The 12406-nt window shown below is 42.4% G+C and carries 9 protein-coding genes; 4 read left to right on the top strand and 5 right to left on the bottom strand.

Translation table 11 applies throughout. The features are described 5' to 3' along the window. Positions 1 to 41 precede the first annotated feature (41 nt). The 5 genes from radA to WC473_01685 are packed head-to-tail and all read right to left on the bottom strand — an operon-like array spanning position 42 to position 5191. Positions 42 to 1376, bottom strand: a complete 1335-nt coding sequence (radA, locus tag WC473_01705; GenBank protein ID MFA5124530.1) for a DNA repair protein RadA — start codon at positions 1374 to 1376, stop codon at positions 42 to 44. A gap of 4 nt (positions 1377 to 1380) precedes the next feature. Further along, on the bottom strand, positions 1381 to 2247 hold the full coding sequence (locus tag WC473_01700; GenBank protein ID MFA5124529.1) for a pilin: 867 nt from the start codon (positions 2245 to 2247) through the stop codon (positions 1381 to 1383). A gap of 13 nt (positions 2248 to 2260) precedes the next feature. Then, a complete protein-coding gene (locus WC473_01695; GenBank protein ID MFA5124528.1) occupies positions 2261 to 3250 on the bottom strand; it encodes a pilin in 990 nt (329 codons plus the stop codon). Further along, entirely contained in the window at positions 3247 to 4485 is a 1239-nt protein-coding gene (locus tag WC473_01690) for a hypothetical protein (GenBank protein MFA5124527.1), read from the bottom strand. Before WC473_01690 ends, WC473_01695 begins: the two co-directional genes overlap by 4 nt. A gap of 13 nt (positions 4486 to 4498) precedes the next feature. Continuing rightward, a complete protein-coding gene (locus tag WC473_01685) occupies positions 4499 to 5191 on the bottom strand; it encodes a hypothetical protein (protein ID MFA5124526.1) in 693 nt (230 codons plus the stop codon). Between the two features lie 374 nt (positions 5192 to 5565). Here WC473_01685 and WC473_01680 point away from each other — a divergent pair, with 374 nt between their 5' ends. The 4 genes from WC473_01680 to WC473_01665 are packed head-to-tail and all read left to right on the top strand — an operon-like array spanning position 5566 to position 12403. Then, entirely contained in the window at positions 5566 to 8247 is a 2682-nt protein-coding gene (locus WC473_01680; protein ID MFA5124525.1) for a hypothetical protein, read from the top strand. Further along, entirely contained in the window at positions 8247 to 9929 is a 1683-nt protein-coding gene (locus tag WC473_01675; protein MFA5124524.1) for a hypothetical protein, read from the top strand. Before WC473_01680 ends, WC473_01675 begins: the two co-directional genes overlap by 1 nt. A gap of 45 nt (positions 9930 to 9974) precedes the next feature. Next, on the top strand, positions 9975 to 11081 hold the full coding sequence (gene pilM / locus WC473_01670) for a type IV pilus assembly protein PilM (protein ID MFA5124523.1): 1107 nt from the start codon (positions 9975 to 9977) through the stop codon (positions 11079 to 11081). Between the two features lie 41 nt (positions 11082 to 11122). Continuing rightward, complete coding sequence (locus WC473_01665) at positions 11123 to 12403, top strand: hypothetical protein (GenBank protein MFA5124522.1); 1281 nt, start codon at positions 11123 to 11125, stop codon at positions 12401 to 12403. Positions 12404 to 12406: the final 3 nt, after the last annotated feature.

Here is a 12406-nt window from a genome sequence, read left to right as displayed (position 1 = left end):
CCTCCGAATACCCCAACCACTTGACGGCGGTGCCAACCTCATTATTTATTCAACAACAGCATTACCTCGCTGATGTGCTTAATGGGTAATAATTTTAATTTTCCGGAAGACATATTCTGCCGAGCGGGAATAATGGCTTGAACATAACCAAGCCGTTCCGCTTCTTTGAGTCGGCGAGACAGTTGCGGCACGCTACGGATTTCTCCGGATAGCCCAACCTCGCCTAAAATCAAGGTTTTTGTCGGTACTGATTTCTCGATAAAAGCGGAAATAACCGCCATGGCCACCGCCAGATCAGCTGACGGTTCTTTTATTTTTAGGCCACCGGCAACGTTAAGGTAGACATCTTGATTGCTTAAGTTGGTTTTATTGTATTTACTGATAACCGCCAGAAGCATTTGCAGGCGATTTAAGTCAAAGCCGGTGGTTTTGCGTTGCGGATAACCGAAAAATGTTTTGGCGGCCAGCGATTGCACTTCCACCAGAAACGGCCTGGTACCCTCAAGAATCATGGTAGCGCTAATGCCCGGATTACCTAAAGATAATTCTTTGTCGGCAAAAATACCTGCCGGGTCGCTGACTTCTTTTAGGCCGCTGCCGGTCATTTCAAAGACGCCTATTTCACCTACGGCGCCGAAACGGTTTTTGACGGCGCGTAAAATTTTAAAATTATTTTGCGCGTCATTTTCTAAGTACATTACCGTGTCTACTAAATGTTCCAAAGTTTTCGGTCCGGCGACTTGGCCGTCCTTGGTGACATGGCCGATAATCAAAACAGCGATGTCATTCGTTTTGGCTAAAGACATCAGCTTGGCGGTACAAGCCGTGATTTGGCCTACATTGCCCGCCGCCCCTGGTGAATCGGCCGTATAGACCGTTTGAATAGAATCTACTATCAGCAATCGCGGTTTGAGTTCAGTAGCCGTAGCGATGACAATGTCAATGTTGGTTTGTGGCAGGAATTTCAGTTTGCTTAAGTCATTAGTTAAGCGTTCGGCGCGCATTTTTATTTGTGCCGCCGATTCTTCGCCGGAAACGTATAAAATGGAATTAATCTGGCCAATTAACTGTAAAGCCAGGGTGGATTTGCCAATGCCCGGATCCCCGCCTAAGAGCATTAAAGCGCCATTAACAATGCCGCCGCCCAAAACGCGATCAACCTCGCTTAGGCCGGTCGGGGTCCTGGCTTCTGTGCCTCCCGTTATAATTGATAAATCAATTGGTTTTTCTGCTAGGCTTTTAGTCGCTGTGCTTTCGGTTTTTTTTAGTTCTTCCGCTAAGGTGCCCCAAGCGCCACAATCAAGACAGCGCCCTTGCCACTTGGGGTATTGGGCGCCGCATTTGGAACAGGAAAAAATTGTTTGTGTTTTTGCCATTTTATTATGGTAGTTTTGGCGGTTTGCCCATATCTATATGCCAACAATTATTGATTGGTTCGTCAATAATGCGTATTTCGGGATAAGTTATATTATTTATAGTTACGTTATTCAAGACATAGCCAGGTTGCCCGTCGTAATAAAATGCTGTTTTTTGATTTTTAATTAAATTGCGGAAATAAGCATTGCTGGTGTTGTTTCTGGGGTAATCTAACGCCGTTCCATTAGCGTGGTTGGAACCAGTGTCTTGTGGCCGATAAGCCGAAGTCGGCTGGGCATCAATAGCGCCGGAAATGCTATTGGCCAATAATGCGGTCGGCGGTTTTAACCCTTGTGTGTTTCCAGCCACGGCGACGGAACCGGATTGAACTTTATTGATTTTTTCCATGGTGCCTACATCATTATTGTTGGTTATGCTATTAGACGAGTAATAGATGATCGGCTCAAGATCTTGTCCGGTTATGGCGGTTAGGTTTGGATTAATGATACTAATTAAGGTATAGGATAGCAAGGCTAAGGCCAGTCCGGCTAAAGCGGAAAGGATAATGGACTTGGCTTCGGTGATTTGACCGCTGTCGCCGCGCGCCAAAAGCCACTTAAACCCGCCCCACATTACCATGATTGTCGCGAGGATACCGACTGTTCCTAATAGTAGTGTATACCAGGCGTTAATGTAGCTGGGAAAAAGATTGGTATCGACCGGAATTTTTGCTCCGGTTGTAAAAATACCGCCGATGGCTACATTAGGAGTAAAAGTAAAGGATGTAGATGCATTAGAGGCAGAAACGGTAGAAAAAGCAAAAAAAATAAAAAACAAAATACTAAAGATGTTTATCTTACGCAGTGTATTATAATGCTTGTCATTAATCATATTGTATCTTTTATTATCTGATATATGCTCTAGGTACTAGTAGAATTCCCTCTAGTTTACGGTTATCATCATAAATATTTTTTACATCCCAATTTAAGCCGGTTTCATCAGTAGATATATTATTTAAGATTATATTTAAGAAGATGCCTTTGTCCTGTTCTGACATGCCTTCCCATTTGGCTATATATCCTCCGGCTGGATTTTGTGTAAACATTACTTCCTCAGTAAATGATCCACCGGGTAAATATTCTGTTGGCGGAACTATAAAATCTAAAAATAATTTATCTTCAGTTTTGTTAGGATCGAGAGCTAAAACTTCTTCCCATACAATTTGGTCAAGTTTTTTTTCTGTCGTCGATCTTTCTCCGTTTTGATTGATATTATAGGGACTGGTGTCGAGGCGTGGATCATTATATTGTTCTATCATTGGTGCTTCAATTGGTTTTAGTCCCCCTAAGTCTATTATTGTTAGTCCTGGATTAATAATGGACATTAAAGTATAAGATAGTAAAGCCAGGGCCAATCCGGCCAGAGCTGAAAAAATCATGGATTTGGCATCAGTGATCTTACCGCTGTCGCCGCGCGCTAAAAGCCATTTGAACCCGGCCCACATAATCATTACCGTGGCTACGATGCTAATGACTCCAAGCATTAAATCATACCAAGCCTTGATGTAATTGCCTAATAGATTTTCATTAACATTGCCACCGGTAAAACTGCCAATGGGGATATTAAGGATCAAATCCCCATATTTGCGGTTAGCGGTTGCGTCTGACGATGCCAGTTGCGCATTTTGTGTTGTTTCGTAGTCGCTTTTGCAAAGAGAAAAATCGTCAGCAGCTTGTTGCCGACAAACCGCGTCGTTAGATTCGCAATCGTCAAGTTGATCTTGTTGTTGTTTTAAGCAGTCGTCAACATAATTCGCCCGAACCATGGCTAAGGGGAGAAGTAAGAAATAAACGATTAAGAGGGTGAACCCTAAAATTGATAATTTTTTGTTCATGGCAGGTCAATTTTGTAAATTCTGTTATTATTCGCATCACTGAAGAAGAGCGATTTGGGAGAGGAAATGTTATACATGATATTACTGATACTGCCTTGGCGAGTCGGTGTGGCGATTAAGGTTTGTTGGCCCGTCGTTAAGTCAATCTGGTAGATGTCATCGGCCAAGGTGTTGGCCACGCTACGATCAATATCAGCGCCATCAGGCAAATTGCGCGGCACGGCGCAATAAAGCGTGTCATTGCCGGCAAAGGTGCATTTATCAGGCCAAGTATTGAGAGAAAGCGCTTGGCGGTTGGTGCCGACGTTGTCACCGTAGGCATCGGAAATCCATAATTGCGGTTTAAAATCCGTCATATTATGTACGCTGTAAAGCAAACGTCCGCCATTAGGCGACCATTCGCTTTGGAATCCTCGGCCTTCTACAATCATGGATTTGAAGTTTTCACCGTTGAGACCGACAAAATAAACCTCAGAGCGATTAAGATCCTTGCCTTCATTGAAGGTTGCTACCATTTGATTATTGGGAGACCAATTTGTTTGAATCTGGTTTTCTATGCCGCCAATGCTTTCTAATATTTTGGGGCTGGAACCGTCGTATTTGGCGGCAACTAAGAAACGATTTTCTGTGTCCAGCGCCATGTTTTTGAATAGTATTTGCTCATCATTGGGTGAAAATTCAAAACTCTCCCAATGTTTGGGCAGGGTGATTTGTTTTTGGGTATTAAAATCAAAAACAATATTGGAGCCATCAGGGTATTCCAATACGGCTTTGCCACCTTTATTATCCCAAATGGCATTAGAGACATTATAGAACACCTGATCGCTTAGGGCGGTGATATTGCCGTTACTGTCCACGCGATAGAATTTGCCGTCTTTGGTGTTGTAATAATTAATCGTTCCGCCGGAAGTCATGGAGGAAAAATAAACCGGATCCTTGACTATGGCGTTTATGGCCGTTAATCCGCCTTGAGCTGTTTGAGTAACCGTGGGCACTGAGGCTGGTGTCTGTCCCGGTGACTGAGGTAGGGAACCGGATTGTGTTGCTATTTGCTGATTACCGGCGCCAGCCTCGGGAAATTGGCTGATAGTGGTGGTAGCGGGCTGTTCAATGGGTGTAATAGCGGGAGGAGCGAAAAAAGGCAACCAAAAGAACCAATAAATAAAGAATATTAGTAAAGCGGTAGCGCCGATGATCAAAGCAAATACTCCAATTTTTTTCCAATCAAGGTTCATATAGTTTTTATTATTAATCACTGGCTTCTCCTTCGCCTTCGCCAGATGTGGCACCACTAGAAGGTTGCGGACCGGGGTCTTGAGCGCTGGGCGCGGATGCGGGAGTGGCCGCCGGAGAACCAGTTTCGCTTTCTTGGACGCACTCCAAGCTGCCGCTAATTAATTTTTCCGGGTCATTGGTTAAATAACTTATGGCGCCGTCAAGATAAAATGACCAGCCGCATTTCTCATAAGCGTAATACATACTGCCACCGATCATAATAGTAACAATTAAGATCAGAGCGATTACCCAGAGCCACCATGTTCCCGCTATAAAAGTTATTGCCATCCAGATATACTTGATCGTTTTAACGGCTTTCATGGCTTGTTGGATTTTTTCTTCCGCTTCGGCAGTTTGCTTAGTGGCTTCAAAAGCCGTATTAGCAGCTTGTGCTTTTTGGGCACTAAGCGAATTGGCCTGGTTATCAACCGATTGCCGGCGATCCTGGGGGATTACTTGGTGTATTGAAGGGGTTGTGTCTAATTGATTTTTTGTGTTTTCCTGTTGGTCTTGGGATTGGTCGGAGGGAATGGAACGGCGGCTTAGGGCGGTGTCTACCGGAGAAAAAACATTGGCGCGAGCCAATTCGTTACGTTTAATGTTTTTTTGATTGTTTATTTTGTTAGCTATTGTCGCTTCGTCCATAGCTGATTCATGATCCGTCATAGTAAAGGCATAAAGAATTACATCTTTATTATACCATTTCCTGTTTATAGTCGCAAAATATTATTCACTGGCATCTTTCTTGTAATAATCAGTTATGAAGATATTGCATTAAATAGACGTTTTATGTTGTAATCAATAATCATGATTTATCAAAATGGTCAAAATGTTGTATAATTAATTATAGTTAATGCTTGTGGATAAGTTATAAAACAGCCAGCTTTATTATTATGCAATTCTTGAAAATTTACGACCAGCTCTGGTAATTAAGAGTAAGTCAAGTTTATCAGGGATTCATAAATAATTGAGAACCATGGGGAACTTTATAACAACAAGGGGATTTGTTCTCCATAAGCAAAATTAAAGGTGACAAAAATATGCTGTTAAAACAGCCCATTAAGTTTTTTGGGGTCGCGATTTCAGTCGTGAGCGGCCTGTCTTTATTTTTAGTCTTATTTACCCCAGTTTTAGCCTGGACTGGTCCTACAAATGATCCGCCTAATGGCAATGTTGCGGCGCCACTTAATCAGTCAACACTTTTTAGCGGCGATGTCATTTCTGGCAGATGGAATACATTAACAGTTACTCCTGATAACTGCAGTATTGCTTCCTTGGTTGGTTGGAGTGGGACTAAACTGGTTTGTACTTCTACTTTACCATCATCCGGAGGAATTAGTGGTACGGTTAATTATGTATCTAAATTTACCGGCACTAACACACTAGGTAATTCTTCTATTTTTGATAACGGTAATGTCGGTATAAATGACTCAGCTCCTATTGCTACTTTAGTGGTAAAAAAACCTAGTAGCGTTGTTACTGCCACCTGGTTGCGAGTTTTTGATGATACCAAAAATCCCGAGATTCAATTGCAGTATTCTAGTGATGTTAATGGTCACTGGGGTATTTATAATAATCAGACTGAAGATGCTTTTAGGATTTGGGGCGGTGGCAATGATCGTCTGGCTATCAAGCAGAACGGTAATATTGGTATTGGCATAAATAATCCTCTTACTAGATTGGATGTGGCTGGCGTAGTCAGTTCTACTGGTTTACAAGTCAACGGTGCAATAACGGCAAGCAGTCTATCTGGTAGTGGGAGTCGTTGTTTGCAGGCCAGCGCTACCGGTCAGATTTCTGCTACGGCGTCAGCTTGTGGCACAGGAGGTAGTACTGGTGGTGGAGTCAATTATGGTTTGGCCGGTCAAGCCGCTTATTATCCCGCTAATGGCACTAATGTTACCGGTACTTCAGCTTTGATTATTGATAATGCTAATGGCCGGGTGGCTGTTGGTACGGCTACGTTGGCAAATCATCGTTTTTTAATTAAATCGGCTAATTTGTTGGGTTATGCTATGAAGATAGTGGATTCCAGTGGTAGTATACCGCTTTTGTCTGTTATTGATTTTGGCACAACAGCTTTTAATGCTATGGTGGGCATTGGTGTTGAGGTCCCCGCTGAAATGCTAGAAGTAGCAGCTCCTGTTAGCGCTAAGACAGCTAGAGTGCGCATTACTGACAAGGTTAATAACCCGGAGTTACAGTTGCAATATGGCATTGGTAACGAGCATTGGTCTATATATACTCGCAATACTGGAATAAGTGGTTATCCTGGCACAGCAGATAGTTTGAATATTTGGGGAGGTGGAGTAGATAGGGCAACCATTAATCAAGCGGGGATGGTGGGTATAAATAATACTGATCCGCAGAAACGATTACATATAGGTTCTGGGCCGACCTATTATCCGGCTTCGGCAATGGCCATTACGGAAAGCGGGGCTGGCGCTTGGAATCCCAGTGGTGATTCAGGTATTGAATTTAGTGTTATGGGAGCTGGCAATTATAGAGATGAGGCTGGGGCCATAGGGTACACCGCATCATTAACAAATGAGGCCGCGAGAGGGTTTGATTTCTATGTCGGTAGAACCGATCCTTCTACTGTGCATGGCTGGGGCGATAGCATACCGGCGATGAAAATTAGGAGTGAAAATGCTTACGTCGGAATCGGAACTTGGGCGCCCTTATCATCACTGGTTGTTTCTAACCATTCAATAGTTACTTCACGTCCGGCAATTGTCAATAAAGATGTTTTTGTTGATATTAACACTAATACTACTAATTATTCTAACGGTTTGAAGTGGTCTGTTGGCACGGTTACAAGCTCTCAAGAATTATGGTGGTTGTATCGTCCGGCTAATTCCGCCAACTTGGTTTTGGCGACCGGTGATAATACCCCTTCAAATAGCGTGGTGACTTTCTTGTCCAATGGAAAGATAGGTATTGGAACCAGCAGTCCAATATCCACCTTAAGCGTTGTAGGCGATAATAAATCACCTTATGGTATCACTCAGGGCGATGGTGCTACGCTTTATGTTAAAAACAGCCATATCACATCAGGGTTGGAGTTTTCTTTTGGCGTTATAGCTGAGGGGTATACAGCAGGAGTGTTGGGCATATCTACTGGCAGTGAAGGTATCGGCGTATATGGCAACAGTCCAGGAGGGACTGGAATACAAGGACGAACGGAAAACGGAACAGCAATCTCGGGTAGCTCTGATACTAATAATGGTTGGGCAGGTGTTTTTAGGGGTGGGACGGGTTTGATGGTTGGACGCTCTATTAATGAAAAGGCAGGGGGATATGCGGTTATAGGTCCGTGGCCGGACAGCTCGCAAAGCGGCGCCTGGATGGCTTTGCAATTATCAGGAACTGAAATTTCTCAAGGCACTTATAACTTATTGTCATCGCCTGATAATACTAATCTTTATGTTAATCGTCCTTCCGGCAGAAATATATATTTCAGAGAAAACAATGCTGATCAAATGATATTGCAAACCGGAGGCAATGTAGGGATAGGCACTGTAGCGCCGACGCAAAAGTTGGATGTAAACGGCATGGTTCGTTTTAGAACCAGTAGTGGCAACTCTTGTTCTGGTACTTGTACTTGTTCTACCCAAGAAGGGAGTATTAAGTATATCGCCACTGGTAATGCCGGTCATTTTTGCGGTTGCATTAGAACGACAGCCTCCGTTTGCTCTTGGAAACAACTTGATAATCTATAATGACTAATCATGTTTTTAAATACGGATCACTCGTCATGTTTACGGCCATTATTATTTTGACCGGAGTGTTGGCTTGTCGGTTGGCTTTTATGCAGGAAACAGATGTGGCCTACGACATAGCCGGCTGGCTTTGGAGCGATAATTACGGTTGGATATCATTGAATTACCAGAATCCGGAGTTTCCAGAAAGTGGAGACGCAAAGATGTATAAAGTCCAGTTGGATAGCAATAATAATTTAGTCGGTTATGGGTGGTCAGAATATGTGGGTTGGGTTTGTTTCGGTTTTACTTGCTCTAGTTCCGGTATCGGCGGTACTCCATCGTTTGATGATGGTTGGAATGCCAGTTATGATCCAATATCCAAGAAGATTACCGGTTGGGCCGGGGTTGTTTCTTTAGGCGGTGACGGTTATTTGCATTTGGGTAGTACTGTGGATAGTGGTTCCTTGGCTAACGGCGTCGGTCAAGCCTGTTATGATTGCAATACCAATAATGAAGATGGAGCATTAAATTGTCGTACTTGTTTTGCCCGTGTTAGGGTTGATGGGGCGAATATTCCTGACGCCAATATTACTTCAACTAGCGCCGGTAGCGGCTCAATCTGTTTTAATTGCAACGGCTGTCAGACTTCAACTAATCCCTTAGGCACTGCCAGTCGTATTGTTTGTAACAGTGGTTGCACCGGCGGCTGTAAAAAATACGGTACGGTAGTCAATGGAGCTAACGGTACAATTCTGGGTTGGGGTTGGAACGGTGATGTTACCAATTTGGTTGGCGCCGGCTGGGTGGAATTTAATGGCGCGGCCGAGATTGTTTATCCTTGGTTGCAAACGCAGTTTGGTTCAGTTTATGGTTCTAATTATATCAGGCAAAGGTTTGAAAAGGGTCGTAACGCCACTTACTGTATTTTTGCTAAGGATGTCTACAGTTTTACTTCCACTAATTGCCAACAGCCGTTTTTTTCTGACGTTGCCATTGCTTACCCGACGTTTCAGAATGGTGTTTATAGGAATGCTTTGGGACAGATTGATTTGGTCGGCTTGACCACGGAATACAAGAGAATTGGCAATACTCGCTATAACAAATATGATCAAGTTTTGAATATCTATAACAATGCAACGACTTGGAAAAAAAGCGAAGTTTTTAATAATAGCGTGTATGTTATTAATGGTAATCTGACCATTGATAACGGATTCGTTATTACTAACGGCGGTGATGGCCAAAGAGGCAATGGCTTGATAGTGGTTAATGGCGATTTGAATATTAAAAGCAATTTTGGTTATAGCAATGGTTCTTTGCCGGATGACTTAAAAAAACTCGGCTCGGTGGCTTGGGTAGTTAAGGGAGATGTCATAGTTGATCCAGCAGTAACCCAGATTGTCGGAGCTTACTTGCTTTTAGGCAAGGACAATATCTTATGTCAAGCGGAAAGCGGGTCATCTGTTGATTATCCTAAATATGTAGCCAATAGTTGTGGCGTCTTTTTCTCTAACGAAAGCCAGGATCAGCTGGTGGTACTGGGTTTGATTATCGCTAAAGCTTTTGACTTCCGGCGTACTTATTCTAAATTAATTCAAGGATCGGAACGGATAATTTATGATGGACGTTTAATCGCTAATCCGCCACCCGGACTTAAAGCTTTGGCGGAAAATTTGCCTGTAATTCGTGATTATCAGTATTGAACGGTTATTTAATTATCAATTATTAGTCACCATTTTTTATTTTTTATGTTTGGATCAAAGAAAAACAATTATCTCGGTGTCGATCTGGGATCTTCCTCAATTAAGGTCGTGGAATTAGCTAACTATTCAGGTCGGCCGCGTTTGGTTACTTACGGTTTCACAGAAAAAAGCCCGACTAACATCTCGGAATCGGGAATAATCTCTGATGTTGAAGAAACTGCTGCTATCCTTAAGGAAGTTTGTAAAAAATCAAAAGTAACAGCTAACAAGGCCGTAGCCGCCTTGCCTAATTTTTCTGTCTTTACTTCTATCCTGACGTTGCCTTCATTATCTAAGAAAGATTTAGCTGCGGCAATAAGTTGGGAAGCTAAAAAGATTATTCCTATGCCACTGGAAGAAATAATTTTGGATTGGAAGATCGTAGAGGAATTTGAGGTTGGCGGTGATACGGATAAATTGCCCGAAATAAGCCAAGAAACTAATCCTTTGAAAAAAATATTTTCTAAACCTAAAAAGAATGTTCGAGTGCTTCTAACTGGAGCCAGTAAACAGTTGATTAAGAAATACATTGATATTTTTGCTAAGTGTGGTTTGACCTTACTTAGTCTGGAGACTGAGAGTTTTGCCTTGGTTCGTTCGCTTTTGGGTGATGATAAATCAACGGTAATGATTATTGATATGGGAGCGGCAACTTCGAGTTTAGTCGTGGTTTCCAAGGGAGTGCCAGTACTGAGTCGTTCTTTGGAATTGGGCGGCCAAGCTTTGACTAAGGCTATTTCTATGGCTTTAAATGTCAATTTAGATCGTGCTGAACAATTTAAGCAGGATTTGTCATTAGATTCGGAAACAAGCGAAAACTCTTTGCCTCAAACTGTGGAAAAATCTTTTGCTCCAATTTTAAATGAAATCAGCTATACTGTTAATTTATATCAGGATAGCAATAATACCAAAATTGATAAGTTGATTTTGACTGGCGGTACGGCTCTTTTGGGCCATTTACCGGGTTATTTGTCAAACACCTTTAATATTAACACGGTTATTGGTGATCCTTGGGCGCGAGTAGTTTATCCGGTTGATTTGAAGCCTATTTTAGACCGCGTCGGCGCACGTTTTGCTGTTCCTGTCGGTTTGGCTATGCGAGAAATAGAATAATCATTAGCGTGTAGTAATAAAAAATGTTATAATATTAGTACATGTCAGATGTTAATTTGCTTCCGGAAGAGTTAAGGAAAAAAGAAAACGAAGAGCAAAGGCGGCGATCCAATCGAACGCTAAGCTTTGATATTAATCTGACTAATCCGGAGGAGACAAAATTGGAAAAGTCTGGTTGGTTAAAGAGGATGTTCGGTAAGCCGGTTTCGCCAATTGTTTCTTCATCTCGTTCTCAGGTGCCGATCAGTGGCAATCAGGCAATTGCTTTGCCAACCTTCAAATCTTCAGCGCCGGTTAATTTGCCGGTTGGCGGAGAAGTCGGCCAAATTAATTTTCAGCGACAGGCATCAAGGGGATTGACAGAGTCAGTTAATTATAAAAAGCAGGGGCAACCGGAATCCCGGTCCGTCTCCCGAGTCGTTGCGTCATCACCAGATAATCTACTACAGACCCAGAAAAATAGTTGGTGGAGAATATTAGCTTCTTTGTTTTCGCGCTCCAATAAATCTGAGCCCAAGATTAATTTGGCTAGAACATTGGAGACAACAGCGCCTTTAGCATCAGCTCCTTTAGTATCGGTTAAACCTAAGGAAGAAAAAGCAGAATTAGAAAGCGCCTCGATTCAGCCGATTAAAGAGCGGATGGATAAAGTTGCCGACAGCAAGATTGAACCAGTCAAGAAGGATAAAAAGCATAAACATGACAAATCAGGCGGTTACCATACGACGGAGCCAATCACACATAATCGCCATACTTACATTAATCTAATACCATCAGAGTTATTAAAAGGGAAGGCGGGAGGCATTAATTGGTTGCGGATAGTTATGGCAATGATTTTACCGGCAGTAGTGATTTTTTTATGTTATTCGGGCATGAGCTGGTTACAGGGCAATATCAGTCAGAAAATATCAACCAACCGTAATGAACTGACCCAATTACAGAAGAGCATCGGTGATTATAACGAAAGAGCTAGAATAAATAATGATACGGCTAATCGCGTTATTACCCTTAAAAAAATATTAGATAATCGTATTTATTGGAGTAAGTTTTTTGTATTATTGGAAAAATATACTTTGGACGGAGTATATTTTAAGGAATTTAAGGCTGACATCGCCGGACTTATTTCTTTGCCTGCTACAGCTGATAACTATGAAACATTAGCTCGGCAACTTGTAGCATTAAAGAGCGCTAATGACTTTGTCAAAGATGCCAGAACTGCTAGCATGCAGGTTTCTACCGATCCCAAGGCTGGAGTTACTGGTGTTGATTTTCTTTTACGTCTAACTCTAGCTGACGGTGTTTTCCGTCGTTTGATTAAATAATTT

Source organism: Patescibacteria group bacterium (assembly GCA_041650895.1).
Taxonomy (GTDB): domain Bacteria; phylum Patescibacteriota; class Patescibacteriia; order 2-01-FULL-39-33; family 2-01-FULL-39-33; genus CAISTG01.
The sequence above is the reverse complement of the archived record's forward strand: the minus strand, read 5'-3'. Positions and strand labels throughout refer to the sequence as shown.